We start from the raw sequence: 18912 nt of genomic DNA, 5'->3' as shown, positions 1-18912 counted from the left end.
CATAGCCTACCTATGTATACAAGAATTTTCAGATATTTTTATATAAATCTATTTGTTAAATTTCATAAAATTCCTAAAATAAAAAAAGATTCCCGTTCCTTCCTGAAGAAGTGACGAGAATCCTGTTAATTACTCCTTATCTGGACTGTTCACCATGATTCCTGCTACTTGTGTCAATCGATCATAGAAGGCTTGACCAGCAGGATTTTTATCTAGACCGATTTCTTCAAATGCTTCCTTCATGCAACGAAGCCAGCATTGGGCTCTTTTTGGTGTGATTTCAAATGGTAAATGGCGCTCTCTCATAGCTGGAGGTCCAAATTCTTGACTGTATAGGGGAGGTCCTCCTAAAAATTGCGGCAGGAACATGCGCTGCTTTCGCTTGATTTCTTCGATATCCCCTTCAAATAATGGCGCTAAATCGGGGTCGGCGTAAACGCGTGGATAAAATGCGTCAACCAGTTTATCTATAGTTTCTTGTCCACCGATCTCCGTGTAAAGTGATTTAAAAGGGTATTCCATTTTTTTCACCCCCTCTTCCATTTTCTCTTTTTTTCATTATAAAGAATTGCTTTGCGAAGTTTTGTGATTTAAATCACGTTTTTGTTTGACATCCATTGGCACGTCTATTAAGATTAAGTTTTTCCATCCATACTTTTGCCTTATACTTATCATACCAATGAAATGGATTCATACTTAGGTATTCAAATTAATTTTTTCCAAAATTGTGTCATTGACCCGTATTTCCTTTTATATTAATATATTAGCTTGTTAATAATGATAAAGTGGTTCGAAACCATCCCACTATAAAAAACTAAGGAGAATTTCATATGGAAAATACATCAAACATGTTAGATGCTCGTCAAACAATGAGCAGAGAAGGCAGCAAGGTACGGGGCATTGTTGTGAACGGAATTGTGGCGGCATTGTATATTGCTGTTTCAGCCATGATTGCACCATTTGGGTTTACCCAAGTTCAGTTCCGTGTTTCGGAAATATTTAACCATCTCATCGTTTTCAACAAAAAGTACCTGTACGGGATTATTTTAGGTGTATTTTTAACAAACCTATTCTTTTCCCCGATGAAGGCCTATGACCTCATTTTCGGTGTCGGCCAATCTTTACTTGCATTGACCATAACAATCGTTTCTGCACGCTATGTTAAAAGCATTTGGAAACGAATGATGATTAATACACTTGTATTTACGTTTACTATGTTCTTGATTGCACTTGAACTTCATTTGGCATTTGATTTACCATTCCTATTTACTTGGTTAACTACGGCCGCGGGTGAATTTGTTGTATTGGCTGTCGGCATGCCAATTATGTACCTCATTCATAAACGCGTCCGTTTTGATAAAATATGAAAATAAGAAGTAAGAGCTGTTGCTTAGGTGAACAAACCGGGCAGCGGCTCTTTTTTATGGTAATTTTTTGAAAGAAGAAATACAATGAAGTTAGTCCTAAATGAATTAGGATGTACAGTGATTTATAAAATTGATTAGATAGGAGAGGATTCGATTGCTTCAACGTCCAGAGGTAAATGAGTTCCCAGAGTACTATGTCCCGTATGTATCATTAGTACCTGAGGGGGATTTGATTCCAATTCTTCAAGAGAATCTTAAGAAAATGATCAAACTTTTTGATGGGATTTCGGAAGAAGACAGCTATTACCGTTATGGGGAAGGGAAATGGAGTATTAAAGAAGTCCTCGGTCACATTACAGATACTGAAAGAATCATGAGCTATCGGCTCATGCGTATCGGTCGCGGCGACAAAACACCTTTAGCAGGGTTTGACGAGGAATTCTTTGTCAATCATTCTAAAGTCAATGAATTGCCTGTAAAGAAGATTCTTGATGACTTTATTGCCACAAGAAAAGCCACCATTACCTTAATAGAAAACATGCCAACTGAAGCTTGGACGAACGAAGGGAACGCCAATAACACAAAGGTCACTACCCGGGCGATCGCCTACATTCTTGCCGGCCATGAAATTCACCACCGCCATATTATAGAAGCAAGATACTTATCAAACTTAAAATAATTGAGCATGCCCTCCTGTCCTCGAGTCAGACATTTTTTCTATGCCTATCGAAAAAAATGTTAAAAATAAGGCTCGATTAGAAATAAACCGCCATGCAGCAAACGGCATGACGGTTTTATTATCCCAATTTTGCTCTTGATGTAGCAGGCTTGTATTTTCTCATTGGACCGTATTCTAAGATTTCCTGAAGATATAAGTTCCCTTTTGGGCTCCTTTTTTTAAGTAATTCCATTAAATATGTAATATCATCCATCGCTCTATGTGTTTGAATGTTGGTGATTTCATGGGCTTCAAGCAGCGTAATTAATTTTCCGTTAGGGAAACCATATTGCTTCCATGGTACATTCCTCATCGTACAATACCACTTCATGTCATTAACCTCTGGATACATATGGTATAGAAAACTACGGTCAAAGGAAGCATTATGGGCAAACACCGCATCTGCCCTATGAAAATAGGTTCTTATTTTTACATCACTGAATCTTTTTCCACGCACAAGATCAAATGGGATTCCATGGACTTGAAAGGCCCTATCATAATTTCTACGAGCTGAATCTGATATCGGCTCCCTTAAAAAAGAATCTTCTTCTAAAACTTCTATTATTTCACCTGTATCCTCATGATAAGAAAAAAGCTTTAAAGCAAGTTCAATGACCTCATCTGTAGTCGGGCCTAAACCTGTCGTTTCCACATCCAACAGTAATCCATAGCACACCTGATTCCTCAATGCCATCATCCCTTAAATCGAAAATTTCCTTTATTATATCAAATATTCCCTAACCATCCTATAGAGACACCATTCCCTCAATACTATTAAACCCCGGAATACATGATGTTGACCTATCTATTTTTCATGACAATTGCAATGTAATAAAATGTTCAAGTCTTTTTGACTAATATGTGAAATAGTGAACAAAATCGTCTTCATTTAAGAACGATTTGCTATATTAATAGTGTAATAAATAATTTACCTTTCATTAAGGAGATGTATTAATATGTTTAACACATTTCTAAGGGAAAACAAAATTGCCGCTGGTATTTTAACCGTATTGCGTTTATTTCTTGGATATTCTTGGTTCACAGCAGGTCTTGGAAAAATAACTGGTGGATTTGACGCCTCTGGTTTCTTGAAAAATGCCATTGCCAATCCGGTGAAAGGTCCTGACGGAAGCGTTGTTTATGGCTGGTATGTAGATTTCTTACAAGGCTTTGCTCTACCAAATGTTGAACTCTTCAACATTCTCATTCCTTGGGGTGAAACATTAGTTGGTTTGGGATTACTATTAGGCTGCTTAACCACTGCTGCAATGTTCTTTGGTTTAGTGATGAACTTCTCTTTCTTCCTCGCAGGAACGGTTTCTCACAACCCAACGGACATTTTCCTCGGATTCATCATCTTAGCAGCTGGCTATAATGCTGGTCGCTACGGATTAGATCGCTGGGTCGTACCATTTATTCGTAAAACAACATTAAAAACAGATAATCGAGTAAAACATAATGCTTAACATTCACAAAAATACGCCTCTATCGCATTTCGCGAATGAGGCGTTTTATTTTTTAGTTCGTTTTACCCATTATTTTTCATTATATCTTCTTTATTCACAAACCAGTTCGTTACCTGTGTTAGAATGGCAAAGACCAAAAAGAAATTCATTGCCCATACATTGACAAACGGGGCAATGCCACCAAATTCAATGGTTACATTGCCTTTCAGTTTCATGACAATCATCGACTCAATAAAAACCAAGAAAAAACCAATTACCCCTGCAACTGCCGCTAGTAACATTCCTTTTCCCCCTGTTACACTCCTATTTAGAAAAAAGTTTGGCAAAATTATGACTTATAATTCCATTATATCGCCGGACGATTATTAACTAAAGGAATTACTTTTCAAAACCTCAAGGAATTGGCAAATGCTATCTCATTAAATGGAAATTACCTTGGACTTCGCGATTTCTGCTGCGACATCTACAATCATGTCTTCTTGCCCGCCAACCACTTTTCGCTTGCCCAGTTCTATTAAAATATCGCGGGAATCAATTCCAAATTTGGCCGCGGCCCGTTTAGCATGGAGAGCAAAACTTGAGTATACACCTGCATATCCCAATGTAAGGCTATCCCTTGTAATTTCCTGCGGTGTTTGCAAAATGGGGGCGATCATGTCTTCGGCTAAATCCATCATTTTATACAAATCTACACCAGTCTTGATTCCCATACGGTCTAGAACGGCCACAAGCACTTCTGTTTGCGTATTGCCAGCACCAGCTCCTAAGCAACGGACACTGCCGTCAATGCGAGTAGCCCCCTCCTTAATAGCAGCAAGTGTATTGGCCATCGCCAGAGATAAATTATTATGGCCGTGAAAACCTACATTCACTCCGATGGATTGTTTAAGAGCACGAATTCTTTCGGCTACTTGATCTGGAAGCAAATAACCGGCCGAATCGACCACATAAACGGTATCCGCCCCGTAGCTCTCCATTAATTTTGCCTGTTCCACCAATTTTTCAATAGGAGCCATGTGAGCCATCATTAAAAACCCGACTGTTTCCATCCCTAAATCTTTAGCGGCATGTATATGCTGTAAAGCCACATCTGCCTCGGTCACATGAGTAGCAATACGCGCCATTTTCGCTCCTAATTTGGCCGCTTCTTTCAGATCTTTTACCGTCCCAATACCCGGAAGAAGGAGAACCGCAATCTTTGAACGGTCGGCCACGGTTACTGCTGCTTCAATTAATTCCATTTCATTTGTACGGGAAAGACCATACTGTAAGGATGAGCCGGCTAGTCCATCCCCATGGGATACTTCAATATATGGAACACCTGCATCATTTAACGCCTTGGCTACTTTTATTACCTGTTCAACCGTATATTGATGGGAGATCGCATGGCTCCCATCTCGTAAGGCGACTTCCGTGATATAAATATCTCTGGTCATGTTCTAGTTATCTCCTTTCTATTACACTAGTTGTTTGGCTAATTGATTTTTTGCGAATTCTTCCGCTACCTTTACCCCTGCTGCTGTCATAATATCGAGATTGCCGGAGTATTTCGGCAAATAGTCACCCGCTCCTTCCACTTCAAGGAAGATTGTAATTTTACTGCCGTCAATGATAGGGTCAGTCCGTAGGCGGTATCCAGGAACATACGATTGAACGGTTTTTTCCATTTGTTTAATGGATTCAACGATTTTTGCTTCGTCCATCGTTCCCTCTTCAACAAGGGCATAAACCGTGTTTCTCATTAAAATTGGCGGTTCAGCCGGATTTAAAATGATAATGGCTTTCCCTTTCTTTGCACCGCCAATCTCTACAATTCCCCGTGACGTCGTTTCGGTAAACTCATCGATGTTTGCCCTAGTTCCCGGCCCTGCGCTCCGACTTGAGATCGTAGCCACTATTTCGGCATATTCAACCGGACTCACCCGGTTTACTGCGTGTACCATCGGAATCGTTGCTTGACCACCGCATGTAATGAGATTGATATTATCTGCGTCCAAATTAGTTCCCATGTTGACAGCTGGAACAACAAACGGTCCTCTTGCTGCCGGCGTCATATCAATGACTTTTTTCCCCGCTTTTTTTAACAACTTTGCATGGCGTATATGTGCTTTTGCTGAGGTGGCGTCAAACACAATATCAGCGAGTTCTGGGCGTTCAAGAAATCCGTCAATTCCTGTATCAATAGCGGTGTACCCTAACTCTCTGGCCCGTTTTAACCCCTCTGACTCTGGATCAATTCCAATGACTGAGGTAAGCTCCAACACATCGGAACGCCCAAGCTTCATCATCAGATCTGTTCCAATATTCCCTGAACCTAGAATCGCTACTTTTACTTTTGCCAAACCCATTCTCCTCCTCTTAAACTTTTATTAAAATAATCTACCCTCTACAGATGTACAGGTTTTTGTTGATAACCCATATTTCGTGAAATCGTGGCCGCCGCTTCTTTCATCCGTCGAATGATTTCCGTCTGGCTTTCATCACCCATCCTAAATTTTGGAGCGGCACAACTAATAGCAGCTATCGCCTTGCCATAATGGTCAAATATAGGAGCGGCGACACATTTAAGCCCAAGTTCAATTTCTTCATCATCTGTTGCATAGCCTTGTTCCCGAATGGTTTGTAAATGCTTTTTGACTTCCTCTTTATCTGTCATAGTGAATTCTGTATACGGTTTCAATTCAGTGTTGGATAAAAGTCTTTCAATTTCTTCCTCATCTTGAAAGGCAAGAATCGATTTTCCAACACCTGTACAATAAATCGGTGCTTTCTTGCCTACCTGCGAATAAATTCTTATCGCCTGTGGCCCATCTATTTTTTCAACATAAATCACTTCTCCCCGTTCAAAAACCACAAGATGGACGGTTTCTTTCAGATCATCTACCAATTCTTTTATAATTGGACGGGCTATTTTACTTAAGTCAAACTGGGCACTGACCTTGTTTCCAAGTTCAAACAACTTTAACCCCAATTTGTATTTCAGATTATTTGGATCTTGCTTCAGATACCCTCTATACTCAAGTGTCTTAATAATGCCATGAACCGTACTTTTGGATAATCCGAGCCTATCGCTCATTTCCTTTACACTAAGTTCTTCAGAAGAGATTAAAAACAATTCAAGAACATCTGCAGCTCTTTCAATGGATTGAATAAGACGTTCAGTCATACACTTTCCCTTTCTATTCGACATTATCGAATTGCGTTCGTAAATTTTATAAATGTTGTAATAATTTTACCTTTTATCCAAATTTTCTGTCAATAAAACAGGTGTTCCAATTTTTTATATGGAACACCTTCGTCATTATGCCCATTAGTCCCCAGGCACTTCTATTTTTTTCTTTTCTGTTTCTTTTTTCCATTTAAAAATCTTATTTAAATATTTGTAAATAGTTTTGCTTTCTTTGGCCATAAGCGGACCCGCTATCGCCAAAATAAGAACATATAAAGCTGTAAAAGGAGTTAGGATCGTATTCAATCCTGCAGTAACTCCTAAGTTTGCTACAATAATCGAAAACTCTCCACGAGCCATAATGGTTAAACCAATGTTAGTAGACGCCTTATGAGATAGCCCCGCTCTTCTACCAGAAATCATGCCCGCAACAAAATTCCCGATAATAGTTACTAAAGCAGCACCTAATGCTAACCAAATTGCATCCGCTAATGTTGATGGATCAATGCTTAATCCAAAACTGAAGAAGAAAATAGCTCCAAAGAAGTCTCTAAAAGGAACAACCAAATGTTCAATGCGATCCCGATGCTCTGTTTCAGAGAAAACTAAACCTAGTAATAGGGCACCGATTGCTTCAGCCACATGAAGGGTTTCTGAAAATCCGGCAACAAAAAACAATATGGCAAAAATCACGATGATGAAAATCTCGTCAGATTTTATATTTAACCATTTATTTAGTAATGGAGCACCTTTTCGGGCAATAATAAAAAACATGAGCATATAACCAACTGAAATAATTACAGACGTGAAAATACCGAGGAAAGAAGTAGTGCCCGCAAGTAATACACCTGACATGGTCGTTAAAAATAAAGCGAGGAAAATATCGTCAAATAAAATGATACCAAGGACTAGTTCTGTTTCTGGATTTGCTGTTCTTTTTAAATCAACAAGAACTTTCGCCACAATGGCACTGGATGAAACACTAAGAAGTCCAGCAATAATCAGGGCTTCGATCCATGGCATACCGACTATGAAACCATATAAAAGTCCCAAAACAAAATTAATAGCTACATAGATACTGCCACCTACCACTATGTTTCGTCCTGATTTCATTAGTTTGCCGACCGAAAATTCTAGCCCTAAATAGAATAGTAGAAATAATACACCAATTCTTCCTAAAAATGTAATAATAGCATTACTTTCAATAAAGGTTAGATCAATGATCCCTATCTGTGGGGCATGTGGACCCACTAACATCCCTAAAATGATTAAAAATGGGATAATGGAAAACTTCAGCTTGTTTGCAATAATGGATCCAAATGCCACAAGGATAAGAGCCGTGCCGACTTCCAATACTAGATCATTCATCTATACTCCTCCCCCCTTACTAGATAATAGTTGACTAATTAATTCCTTTATTTGGTGTCTCTCCCCTGAAAAGACTAATGTGTCACCTACCTCAATAACCGTTTCAGGACCTGGGTTATGCGTTTTTTTAGTGCTCTTTTTCTTAATGGCGATCACGGTAACGCCAAAGTTATTTCGAATATCAATTTCTCCAATTGTTTTATTAACTGCCGGTGCATTAGGTTCAACTTGAAACCATTCTATTAATAAATCATCAAAAGCAAAGTCAACCGTTTCTAATGCTTTAGGTTTATAGGACATGCCACCTAAGATTCCTGCAATTTGTCTAGCTTCAGAATCAGATAATGTAACATTGCTAACCACTTCATCTTGATCTTCTGAATCAAAATGATAGATTTCTCGTCGGCCATCATCATGGATAACAATCACTATTTTTTCTTGATTCTTTGTTGTAATTTCAAACTTACATCCAATACCTGGAAGTTCCCTTTCTCTAATATTCATGATTAAAATCCTCCTTTTATCATTTAGGTTTGGTTTTATTCTTAAAGGTTTACATCAATTTCTGTTCGAATTTTTTCATCTTTAGAAATTCCAAGATACTTAAGAGTTTCTGATGGAGTAGCATGATTAAAATATTTTTGAAGCAATGATATGGCAACTCCGCGTTTATAGGCATGATAACCAAAAGTTTTCCGCATTGAATTCGTTCCAATTTTCCCCTTTATACCAACGGCTTCTGCAGCTTGATGAATGATACGGTAGGCCTGTTGCCGGGTAATCGGTTTTTGTGTTTTTGAGGACTTAAATAAATAATCATCTTTGTTTAAATGACTAGCTTCAATAAAATGAAGGACAGCCTTTTTTACTTTTTGATTCAGATAAATTTCTTTAGGACTTTTCAATTCATTACTTGTAAGCAACAAAAATTCCTTTACACAGTTTTCGTTCTCTAGAACATCACCTACCTTAATGTCTAATAGCTCATTAATCTTTAGGCCTGTATTAATTCCGAATACAAAGAGAACATAATCTCTTTCAGAATGCTTTTTTAAATATCTTTTCATGGAATTAATTTGCTTGATGTCTCTTAGAGCCTCAACATACTCCATCTAATAGCTCCCCTTAAACCCATGTTACTTAATATAAGTATACAATATGATTATGTAACATTCAAACAAAATACTTTCGCCTTATTATTGGCCAAAAAAGCAACAATTAAACAGTCTTCTTCCTGTGATATTTTGTGGTTTAACAAAAAAAGGTGTCAGTCCCCGCAAACAGTTGTCTGACACCTTTTCTATATATATCTACTTTTCACCCAAACTGATCTTGGAAGCTTTTTCATAATCAGCTGTCACGAACTACTAGAACAGCCTGCCGCTGCTTCTAAGCATCCATCCGCAGCCAATCATCAATACAGATAAGAATAGCATTTTTTAAAAGATACCATCATTGCAGTCCTTGTGACCTCAAAGGAACACAATTTTTAATCTCTTTCAAGTAACTCAGCACCAGCGATTCCTGGATGAGTCATTTCATATGGGTCTAAAATCAAATTAAGCTCTTCTTCCGTAAGAATATCATATTTCAAACATAGATCCCGGATAGGTGCGCCGCTCAAAATCGCTTCTCTTGCAATGCGGGCTGCTTCTTCGTACCCAATATGTGGATTAACCGCTGTAATGACGCCAACACTCTTCTCCACATACTCTTTTAATCTTTCTTCATTCGCTTTAATCCCTTTTACACAATGGTCAGTAAAAGTACGGAAGGCATTATTCATAATGCTGATTGATTGCAGCAAATTAAATACAAGAACCGGCTCCATTACATTTAGTTCAAGCTGTCCTGCTTCAGATGCAAGGCAGATCGTATGATCATTACCGATAACTTGGAATGCTACCTGATTGATCAATTCCGCCATTACCGGATTTACTTTACCAGGCATAATGGAAGATCCTGGCTGTCTAGCTGGTAATGAGATTTCCCCTAAACCAGCTCTTGGACCAGAGGCCATTAAACGCAGGTCATTGGCAATTTTGGACATATTGATCATACAAACCTTCAATGCCGCTGATACCTCTGTATAAGCATCTGTATTTTGAGTGGCATCTACCAAATGCTCAGCACCCACTAGTGGCATTCCACTAATGTCTGCAAGATATTTAACTACTAATTCAATATAGCGCGGATCCGCATTTAAACCGGTTCCAACCGCTGTTGCTCCCATATTCAATTCATATAAATGCTGACGTGATTGTTTGATTCTCTTAATATCTCGTTCAATGACACGGCTGTAGGCTTCAAATTCTTGGCCTAGACGAATTGGAACAGCATCCTGCAAGTGGGTGCGTCCCATTTTAATTACATGATTAAATTCCTCAGCCTTTTGCTTAAAAACAGAATGCATATCTTCCATTGTATTTAATAATTTTTCCAATAACTTTAACGTAGCAATATGGATGGCTGTTGGAAAAGAATCATTCGTTGATTGTGACATATTGACATGGGTGTTTGGACTGCAGTGGAAATAGTCTCCCTTTTCTTTCCCCATGATTTCAATGGCACGGTTAGCCAACACTTCATTTACATTCATATTAAGGGATGTTCCTGCACCACCCTGGATTGGATCAACGATAATTTGGTCGTGCCATTTCCCTTCAATCATTTCATCTGCCGCTTTTACAATTGCTTCTCCAATCCCGGGGTAGAGACGTTTAACATCCATGTTTGCAAGCGCTGCTGCTTTTTTCACCATTGCCATTGCCTTAATTAATTCTTCATGGATTCGATAACCAGTGATCGGAAAGTTTTCTACGGCACGGAGAGTTTGTACTCCGTAATAGGCATCTGCTGGAACTTCTTTTGTTCCTAAGAAATCCTTTTCAATTCTCATTTGATTTTTGGTGTTTAACATCTTACTTTCTCTCCTCTATATCGACGGTCGTTGATGTAACATGTTTTGATTAATGAGTCCGTCCTCATTATACACTAAGATTATAACATCAACTAGAATGTCTTCGAATGGTTTTGTCTGGAAATGCAACAATTTAAAATAGTCTACATACCTTATTCCTATAAATCTTCCATTTAAATGGTTAGCGCTTACAAACATCCAATACTTTCCCACAAAAAAACCAGTGCTTTTACACATTGCACTGGTTAATAGATGTGAATGATTCTTTTGTTTCTCCGCCAACTCCCCAATATTTTTTTGGGATGGTTTGGACAAGGACACGGACTTGTTCGGGCTTTACGTCTAAGCATTTTACCGTTGATTGGGTTAGTTCAGCTATCAGTTCTCTGATTTGATCGTCCGTTCTGCCTTCTAAGATTTGTACTTGTATGATCGGCATATCTTGCTCTCCTCTATATTTCAGTAAAACTAATAAACTATTTACTAGATTTACAACTGAATGAAACACTACCTAATTCATCAAACTGCACCAAAATGCTATCATTAGGCGCAAAAGAAATCGCCTCAGAAATAGCCCCGCTTAGTATAATATCCCCTTTTTTAATCCCTTTTCCCACTTCTCCTAACTTATTGACTAACCAAGCGACAGATTCTGCAGGATGCCCCAACACCGCCGCACTTGAACTAGTTTGAGCAATCTCACCGTTCTTTGACATCATCATACCCACGTCTGCCAAATTTAAGGTGTTAGGTGATACCCACTTGCTGCCAACAACAAATTTGGATGAGGAGCAATTATCAGCAATCACATCGGCTAGAGTAAACTTAAAGTTTATATAGCGGCTGTCGATAATTTCTATAGCAGGCGCAACATACTTAGTTACTCTAAGAACATCCTCAGCAGTCACATTGGTCCCCTGGAAATCTTCTCCGATCATAAAAGCAATCTCCGGCTCTGCCTTCGGATGGATCAATTCCTGAAAATCTATTGGTTCCCATTCCAATGTCAGCATATCATCGGTTAGATACCCATAAATTGCCTCATGAACTCCCATCATTTCTTGCTTCGCCTTACTGGTAAGACCAATCTTTAAACCGATTCGGCGACAGCCATCCTCTTCTCGTTTTTGAATTAGTTTTTCCTGTATTCGGTAGGCTTCTTCCAAATTCAGCTCTGGATATTGATCCGTAATCTTTTCTACTTCACGTCTCTCTTTTTCAGCAGAATATAAATAGCCTACTATTTTATTATCAATGCCCTTTGTTAATGGCATCTGCAATACCTCCATTTTGAGTACATGACCACAGCTTTGATTTTTGTCATTTTCTTTCCTTCTTTACTCAAAAATTACTGATACAGAACCAAGCTTCCCAAAATGAGCAGAAATTTGGTCCCCTTTTTGGACTGTAAGTGCGGCGGATAACGCTCCTGGGAGAATGAGTTCTCCTGCCTTCAGAGTGATGTCAAATTCTGATAATTTATTAGCCAACCAGGCAATGGCATGGGCTGGGTGACCAAGTGCAGCCGCTCCTGCCCCCGTGGCAACCATTTCCCCGTTTTTATACAGAACCATTCCAACTGTCCGCAAATCGATTCCTTCAATTTTGGTCAATTGGCTTCCTGTTACCACTTTTGCAGATGAACCGTTATCAGCAACTGTATCTACTAATTGAATCTTCCATTCTTCAATTCGGCTGTCGATGATTTCGAGCGTTGGCACGACATATTTGGTGGCCATCAATACATCTAAATAAGTAATTTTCGGCCCCTTTAAATCCTCCCCTAAAATAAACCCAATCTCTGCTTCCACCTTAGGGCTTAGGAGTTCATTGGTTTTTATGATACTGTTGTCTTCTATCTTCATGTCATCAAATAAATGACCATAATCTGGTTCGTTCACACCCAGCATCTTCTGCATAGCTACACTTGTTAGCCCCACCTTCTTTCCAATGACTTTACGTCCTTCACTAACTTTTCTACTCATTACTCCAAGCTGCACCATGTAGGCATCCTTTACCGTTAGTTCAGGATACGTTTGAGTTAATGGAGCTATAGCCTTTCTATTGCGTTCTGCCATAAAAAGATTGTCAGCAATCTGCTCTAATAGTAGATTCATATCCTCACTCTTTCTCTAGAAAACTATCGCTATCAGTGCAAGACAGCATTTCTTGTTTTATAACTTTAAAGTGATTGTCTTTGCTTCCGTATAAAATTCAAAGCTGTGGCGTCCACCTTCCCGGCCGATGCCGCTTGCTTTTGCTCCACCAAATGGCGTTCGTAAATCCCGGTAATACCAGCAATTGATCCATAGCAATCCGGAATTGACCTTAGCAGCTACCCGATGTGCCCGACGAAGGTCATTCGTCCATACGACTCCTGCCAAGCCATAAATAGAATCATTGGCAATACGTATGGCCTCTTCCTCCGTTTTAAATGGAATAACAACTAAGACAGGACCAAAGATTTCCTCTTGAGCAACCCTCATTTTATTATCGACATCATAAAGAACCGTCGGCTCATAGAAATTGCCTTCTCCAAGCTCATGGATTCTCTTTCCACCGATTGCTAGCTTTGCCCCTTCAGAAAGTCCGATTTGAACATATTGATCTACTGTTTCAAGATGGCTCCTAGAAACCAATGCTCCCATATCCGTTTCTTCACTTAACGGGTTTCCAACCTTTATATTTCGAACGGCTGCAACAAATTTTTCAAGGAACAAGTCATAAATGCTCTCCTGAACGAGAAGGCGAGATCCAGCTAGGCAGATTTCTCCTTGATTTCTAAAAATCGCTTCGATCGATCCGGCAACTGCCTCATCTAAGTCCGCATCCTCAAAAACAATATTGGCTGATTTTCCGCCAAGTTCTAGGGAAACCGGGATTAATTGAGAAGCTGCATTTTGCATAACCGTCTTGCCGGTTGTACTGTCCCCTACAAAAGAAATACGCCGTACAGATGGATGGTTGGTCATAGCAGTCCCCACGGTCCCTCCAGGACCTGTAATAATATTTAATACCCCAGGAGGTAGGCCAGCTTCATTGGCAATTTCTCCAAGCATGACAGCACTTAAAGGCGTATAGGAGGCGGGCTTAACAACCACTGTATTCCCCGCTGCCATGGCAGCAGAAGCCTTCCAGGTCATCTGCATAAAAGGAAGATTCCACGGTATGATTAAGCTTGTCACTCCGGCAGGCGCATACTTGGCATAAGACATATACTTTGATTGATCATAATGTTCATGATGGATATAATTGGCCATTTCTGCGAAAAAACGCAGATTGGCGGCCGCCCTCGGGATATCGAACCCTCGGCTCTCTTTAATCGGCTTTCCAACATCAAGGGTTTCCACCAAAGCCAGTTCATCCACTCGCTCCATAATCAGGTCAGACATTTTGCACAAAATCTTAGACCTTTCAGAGACTGGCATTTCGCTCCAAACACCACTTTCAAAGGTCTGCTGGGCCACTTCAATCGCATATTTTGTATCTTCTACACTTGCCTCCGCAACGGAAGCAAGTTTTTTATTCGTTGCAGGATCAATCGTATCAAAGGTTTTCCCTGAAAAAGCTTCCCGATATTCCCCGTTAATGAAGAGCTTTGCGTCTTTTATGACCTGCTGCTTAGTTAAGTTCATCTATATCGCCTCCTGCTCCTCTACTTCTAACACCATTTCCACTTCTACTGCATTATTTAATGGAAGCTGTGCCAATCCAACAGCGGACCTTCCATGCCTACCCTTTTCACCAAATACTTGAATAAGTAAATCAGATGCTCCATTCATCACTTTCGGCTGATCAGTAAAATCTGGGGTACTATTCACAAAACCTAGTACTTTTACAATCCGCTTTACCTTGCTTAAATCTCCCAATTCATGTTTGACCACGCTCAGCAGGTTTAACATACATTGTCTAGCTGCCAAATAACCTGTTTCAATGGAAACATCTTTCCCCAACTGACCACGGTATTCATCTGTCCCTTGTCCGGAGGTGAAAAGCAAATTTCCTGTACGTACACAGCTGACATAATTGCCGGCTGCCGGCCGGAGAGGAGGCAATGTTAATCCTAGTTCCACTAATCGCTCCTCCGGTGTAATCGTATGATTTTTCATCTCACTCACACCCCTGCTTTTACCGGTATATTCAAAAACCGCAGTGCATTTTTTCCAAGCATAGCTTCAGTTTGTTCATTGGTCAGTCCTAGTGTTTCATCAATGACCTTACCCGGCGGTACCTCTCTTAAGAGAAATGGATAATCAGATCCCATAATAATTTTTTCGTGGCCAAAGTTGCTTAACAAATAATTGAGATTGATAGGATCATTCACCAAGGAATCAAAATAAAAATTCTTTGCGTAATAGCTTGGTGGATGGTTCAGTAATCGTAAATGTGGCCAGACTTTCCAGCCTTGGTCAAGACGCGGCAGCAAGTATGGCAAAGACCCGCCACCGTGTGCAAAACAAATTTTCAGCTTTGGAAATCTTTCAATCACACCGCCTAAAATAAGGCTTGCTCCTGCAAGTGCCGTTTCACTCGGCATACCGACTGTGTACATCAAATTATGGCGGGGCATCCGCTCTTTACCCAATGTTTCCCATGGATGGATGAAAAGCGGAACTTCCCATTTTTCCGCCATCTCAAAAAACTCAATGAGAGTCGGAGCATCCAAATTGTTACCGTTTACATTTGTACCAATCTCAATTCCTTTTAATCCTAGCTCATGAATGCAGCGGTCCATTTCACGAATGGCTCTCTCCACATCCTGTAGTGGGACCGTCCCTAAACCGATAAATTTATCAGGATATTGATGTACGGTTTCCGCAATAAAATCGTTCTGAATCCGAGCCAAGATTTCTGCTTCCTCAGCAGGCGCCCAATAAGAGAAAGTGACTGGAATAGGGGATAATACTTGCATATCTACCGATTCGCGCTTCATATCGGAAATTCGTTTTTCCGGACTCCACACTTGGTCGGTTACCTCACGAAAAACTTTCCCGGCCACCATAATATTGGCACCACAGGCACAGGTCCTCTCCAGCTTCGGCCAGCGCTCACCCGTTAGATTCCGGGTTAGTTCCGTGAAATTCTCCGGAATGATATGAGTATGAAAATCTACTCGCATTGCCACTCACTCGCTTCTGGAGGCATGACATATCCGCAATTTTTACATGTCCTTAATTCTTCGCTACCGTTAAATCCTTCAATCGCTTCCTTTACCTGTACTTCAATGTTTGTTAACTGGATCGTTACGCGATGCATTTCATGATCACACTTATCACAGAACCATACAAAATCCTCCAATTCTCCTTCGGCACGATTTCGCTCAATCACTAAACCAATCGTATCGGCAACACGGTGTGGGGAATGAGGGACATTGGCTGGCAGTAGGAACATTTCTCCTTCCTTCACCTCTACCACTTCACGCTTTCCTTCATCATTAATGACTTCCACATAACAGCTACCTTTAATTTGATAAAAGATTTCTTCCGAAGGATCTACATGGAAATCACGTCTCTTATTTGGTCCGCCAAGTAGCATGACCATCAATTCAGCATCCTTCCAAATCACCTTATTATTTACAGGCGGCTTCAGCTCATCCTTGTGTTCTTCAATAAATTTCATAAGATTAATTGGTGAGAATTTACTTTTTACACTTTTCATTACTTATCTTCTCCCTTCGTTATTGGATCTTTATTTTACTTGGCTATAGTCAGCTTTTAATGCTTTCTGCATATGGACCACTTCTTCGGCTAATCGGGAAATTCTATCCAACAGGTCCGAATCAACAATTTCATTCTGTTTATTAAAATGATCATTATTTGCATAGACATAGCTTGGTGCGACAAAGGCCCGGAAAAATCCAGCAATCGGTTTTAATTGATTTTCAATGACCAAATAATGCTGATAAGTTCCTCCGTTTGCCACAAATCCCATCACTTTGTTTCTAAAATCATTTGGGTGGATTAGGTCGAACAGATTTTTTAATGCCCCAGTGATGGAACCTTGAAAAATAGGAGTTCCAATAATATAGAAATCAGCAGCAGACACCTTTTCAATAACCGTCCTCGTATCTTCTGAATAGGCAGAAAGACTGCGGCCATCACAAAACTGAATATCGTAGTCCATCAGGTCAAGATATTCCACCTCAATCTCCGGATGGTTTTGCTTCACTTCTTCCAACACTTTTTTAACGAGAATGCCAGTTTTTGCTCCTATAAGCGTGCCGGAAATTCCTACTAGTTTCATTTTCTTCTGACTCCTTTCCCAGCAGAAATCTTATTTTGCTGCCATTTCTTTTTTTAAAGTACTTACTTTTAGCGCTTCTTCCACCATATCCGGTGAATGCATACGTTTAAAATTATTGTAAAAAATCCCTCTTTTCCGGATCGGATCGCCAGTATAGTATCGTTCGTATTGAAGCAGACGCTGTCCAAACGCTTCTCCACATAAATCCCATGCCAGTTTAAACAGACTTACTCGGTCAAAAGAGGATACTCCTTCTCTTCCAACATAGTAATTTTCAATAGAATCTCTTAATTCTTCATTTTCAAAATCAGCGCCGGTTGGTGACATTAACAGCCCACCTGCACCGATAATTTGCAAGACTTCAATGGCACGGGGATACATTTTCGGAAGCAGTCCTCTGATCGTTTCAAGCGGTATATAAGCAGGCATCGCTTCCCCATGTTCGGTAATCGTATATTCCAGTTCCGCCACTCTTAGAAGGGCTCTAATCGATTCAAGCGATTGTGCTAATTCTCCTAAATCATTTTGGACATTCAAATAAACATCCACCCCGATAGAATCAGCAAGCTTCATGGCCACTTCTGTCGCAAATTGAAGCTTGATCAGCCCTCTGACTCCAGACTGATGGGCCGGCTGCTGTCCTGCACCCGTCATTGGATAAAGCAGATTCGCCGCTTCGACATTGTTATATAAAAATACTCGATCCCATGGAACAACGACATCATCAAAAACTAATAGGGCATCCATTTCCTCAAATCTTGATGCCAGCGGATGGTCAAACAATGAGCGGGTTCCATCCTGCATTGGTTCACGACAAATAATCCGGAGCCCCGGTGTGTCGATCGGAATCGCAAAGGCTAATGCGTAACGCTCATCTCCTGGTTTAAATCCTGGGAAGGAATAAATGATAACCTCATCCGTGATTGGGGCAAGGGTCGCCAGCATTTTTGCTCCCCGAACCACCAAACCATCTGGTGTTTCCTTAACAGCCCCTAGATGGGTAAACATATCTTTTTGCTCATGGGATGATTTACTGCGGTCATTTTGTGGGTTTATGATGGCATGGGTTAAAAATAAATCATTATCACGCAAGTACTTATAATAGTTTCGAATATTATCTGCCCAATTTTTATTGTATTTTTCAAAGAACCATGCATTATGGTACATGGAGGTAACTACGACATTTAAAAAGTCAGGTGTTCTACCCATTAAACCAAATGTTGCCTTAGCAAATGCTTCAAATACAGCTCTGCGCTTCATTAGATCCTCATAACTTTTTGGCACTAAAAAAGCGTTGTTCGCTCTTTCTCCTGTTTCTTCGCAAATATGAGTAATTTGTTCGCGATATTCTGGATCATGCTGCATATCATACAGCTTGGCAATTTCCAAGATCGGCTGTTTAAATACAGGCTCCTCAAAAACATTTGTCACTTTCCGTCCGGAAAGCCAAACTTCCGGCTTTCGTGATTTTAACCCCTCAATATATTGCGCCCCTGTTCTTACTCCCATAGGCAACCTCCTTCAAAAAAAATATCAGAAAATTCATAACTCAATTGTATTCCTTTCTTGTGAGCGTAACTGTAACCTAATTAACGTAATTTTTAATAAAATTTTTAAACAAATCAAAATAATCAAATAAATAGTGGTGTTCTATTTCTATT

Annotated in this window: 22 protein-coding genes and 1 riboswitch; of the genes, 3 read left to right on the top strand and 19 right to left on the bottom strand. The window is 39.9% G+C overall.

Annotated features, from left to right (window positions below; all coding sequences use genetic code 11):
* Positions 1–129: 129 nt before the first annotated feature.
* Positions 130–522: a globin domain-containing protein gene (locus GZA11_RS02745; protein WP_163182795.1), complete on the bottom strand. Its 393-nt coding sequence runs from the start codon at positions 520–522 to the stop codon at positions 130–132.
* Positions 523–779: 257 nt separating this feature from the next.
* A riboswitch (PreQ1 riboswitch) is annotated at positions 780–824 on the top strand.
* A 45-nt stretch (positions 825–869) separates the two neighbouring features.
* Between GZA11_RS02745 and GZA11_RS02740 the strand changes: the two genes are divergently transcribed.
* The gene (locus GZA11_RS02740; protein ID WP_163182819.1) at positions 870–1367 is read left to right on the top strand and encodes a QueT transporter family protein; all 498 of its coding nucleotides are present in this window, start codon (positions 870–872) and stop codon (positions 1365–1367) included.
* Positions 1368–1521: 154 nt separating this feature from the next.
* Complete coding sequence (locus GZA11_RS02735; RefSeq protein WP_163182794.1) at positions 1522–2046, top strand: DinB family protein; 525 nt, start codon at positions 1522–1524, stop codon at positions 2044–2046.
* A 118-nt stretch (positions 2047–2164) separates the two neighbouring features.
* Here GZA11_RS02735 and GZA11_RS02730 read toward each other — a convergent pair whose 3' ends face one another.
* Complete coding sequence (locus GZA11_RS02730; protein ID WP_163182793.1) at positions 2165–2773, bottom strand: exonuclease domain-containing protein; 609 nt, start codon at positions 2771–2773, stop codon at positions 2165–2167.
* A 268-nt stretch (positions 2774–3041) separates the two neighbouring features.
* Between GZA11_RS02730 and GZA11_RS02725 the strand changes: the two genes are divergently transcribed.
* The gene (locus GZA11_RS02725) at positions 3042–3551 is read left to right on the top strand and encodes a DoxX family membrane protein (RefSeq protein WP_038539402.1); all 510 of its coding nucleotides are present in this window, start codon (positions 3042–3044) and stop codon (positions 3549–3551) included.
* A gap of 62 nt (positions 3552–3613) precedes the next feature.
* On the opposite strand, the gene GZA11_RS02720 is transcribed toward GZA11_RS02725, so the two are convergent.
* The 17 genes from GZA11_RS02720 to GZA11_RS02640 all read right to left on the bottom strand — a co-directional run bounded on the left by GZA11_RS02720 (position 3614) and on the right by GZA11_RS02640 (position 18760).
* Positions 3614–3832 (bottom strand): hypothetical protein, encoded by a 219-nt coding sequence (locus GZA11_RS02720; protein ID WP_163182792.1) that lies wholly within the window; start codon positions 3830–3832, stop codon positions 3614–3616.
* A 138-nt stretch (positions 3833–3970) separates the two neighbouring features.
* Positions 3971–4987: a 4-hydroxy-2-oxovalerate aldolase gene (gene dmpG, locus GZA11_RS02715; protein WP_038539400.1), complete on the bottom strand. Its 1017-nt coding sequence runs from the start codon at positions 4985–4987 to the stop codon at positions 3971–3973.
* Between the two features lie 21 nt (positions 4988–5008).
* Positions 5009–5893: an acetaldehyde dehydrogenase (acetylating) gene (locus GZA11_RS02710; RefSeq protein ID WP_163182791.1), complete on the bottom strand. Its 885-nt coding sequence runs from the start codon at positions 5891–5893 to the stop codon at positions 5009–5011.
* A gap of 44 nt (positions 5894–5937) precedes the next feature.
* The gene (locus GZA11_RS02705; RefSeq protein ID WP_163182790.1) at positions 5938–6717 is read right to left on the bottom strand and encodes an IclR family transcriptional regulator; all 780 of its coding nucleotides are present in this window, start codon (positions 6715–6717) and stop codon (positions 5938–5940) included.
* A 144-nt stretch (positions 6718–6861) separates the two neighbouring features.
* Positions 6862–8088 carry a cation:proton antiporter gene (locus GZA11_RS02700; RefSeq protein WP_038539394.1) on the bottom strand — a complete coding sequence of 409 codons (1227 nt, stop codon included), beginning with the start codon at positions 8086–8088 and terminating at the stop codon, positions 6862–6864.
* Positions 8089–8592 carry a cation:proton antiporter regulatory subunit gene (locus tag GZA11_RS02695; protein WP_038539392.1) on the bottom strand — a complete coding sequence of 168 codons (504 nt, stop codon included), beginning with the start codon at positions 8590–8592 and terminating at the stop codon, positions 8089–8091.
* Positions 8593–8633: 41 nt separating this feature from the next.
* Positions 8634–9200, bottom strand: coding sequence for a tyrosine-type recombinase/integrase (locus GZA11_RS02690; protein WP_163182789.1), 567 nt, complete (start codon positions 9198–9200; stop codon positions 8634–8636).
* Positions 9201–9577: 377 nt separating this feature from the next.
* Positions 9578–11008 (bottom strand): aspartate ammonia-lyase, encoded by a 1431-nt coding sequence (gene aspA, locus GZA11_RS02685; RefSeq protein WP_038539386.1) that lies wholly within the window; start codon positions 11006–11008, stop codon positions 9578–9580.
* A gap of 229 nt (positions 11009–11237) precedes the next feature.
* Positions 11238–11516, bottom strand: coding sequence for a 2-hydroxymuconate tautomerase family protein (locus tag GZA11_RS02680; protein ID WP_374718300.1), 279 nt, complete (start codon positions 11514–11516; stop codon positions 11238–11240).
* Positions 11485–12282 (bottom strand): 2-keto-4-pentenoate hydratase, encoded by a 798-nt coding sequence (locus GZA11_RS02675; RefSeq protein ID WP_163182788.1) that lies wholly within the window; start codon positions 12280–12282, stop codon positions 11485–11487. The genes GZA11_RS02680 and GZA11_RS02675 overlap by 32 nt, the downstream gene beginning before the upstream one ends.
* Before the next feature lie 63 nt (positions 12283–12345).
* Positions 12346–13125 carry a 2-keto-4-pentenoate hydratase gene (locus GZA11_RS02670; protein WP_038539374.1) on the bottom strand — a complete coding sequence of 260 codons (780 nt, stop codon included), beginning with the start codon at positions 13123–13125 and terminating at the stop codon, positions 12346–12348.
* Positions 13126–13182: 57 nt separating this feature from the next.
* The gene (locus GZA11_RS02665) at positions 13183–14643 is read right to left on the bottom strand and encodes an aldehyde dehydrogenase (protein WP_038539372.1); all 1461 of its coding nucleotides are present in this window, start codon (positions 14641–14643) and stop codon (positions 13183–13185) included.
* Positions 14644–15117 (bottom strand): RidA family protein, encoded by a 474-nt coding sequence (locus GZA11_RS02660; RefSeq protein WP_038539370.1) that lies wholly within the window; start codon positions 15115–15117, stop codon positions 14644–14646. It abuts the gene before it with no gap.
* A gap of 5 nt (positions 15118–15122) precedes the next feature.
* Positions 15123–16127 carry an amidohydrolase family protein gene (locus tag GZA11_RS02655; protein ID WP_163182787.1) on the bottom strand — a complete coding sequence of 335 codons (1005 nt, stop codon included), beginning with the start codon at positions 16125–16127 and terminating at the stop codon, positions 15123–15125.
* Entirely contained in the window at positions 16118–16666 is a 549-nt protein-coding gene (locus tag GZA11_RS02650; RefSeq protein WP_038539364.1) for a 3-hydroxyanthranilate 3,4-dioxygenase, read from the bottom strand. The genes GZA11_RS02655 and GZA11_RS02650 overlap by 10 nt, the downstream gene beginning before the upstream one ends.
* A 30-nt stretch (positions 16667–16696) precedes the next feature.
* Positions 16697–17251 (bottom strand): NADPH-dependent FMN reductase, encoded by a 555-nt coding sequence (locus tag GZA11_RS02645; protein WP_038539362.1) that lies wholly within the window; start codon positions 17249–17251, stop codon positions 16697–16699.
* A gap of 30 nt (positions 17252–17281) precedes the next feature.
* Positions 17282–18760: a 4-hydroxyphenylacetate 3-hydroxylase family protein gene (locus tag GZA11_RS02640; RefSeq protein ID WP_163182786.1), complete on the bottom strand. Its 1479-nt coding sequence runs from the start codon at positions 18758–18760 to the stop codon at positions 17282–17284.
* Positions 18761–18912: the final 152 nt, after the last annotated feature.

It is taken from the genome of Neobacillus sedimentimangrovi (genome assembly GCF_010614825.1).
In the GTDB taxonomy this organism is placed as follows: domain Bacteria; phylum Bacillota; class Bacilli; order Bacillales; family Cytobacillaceae; genus Neobacillus; species Neobacillus thermocopriae.
Note: the sequence above shows the minus strand (reverse complement) of the source record. Positions and strands in the feature narration are given on the sequence as shown.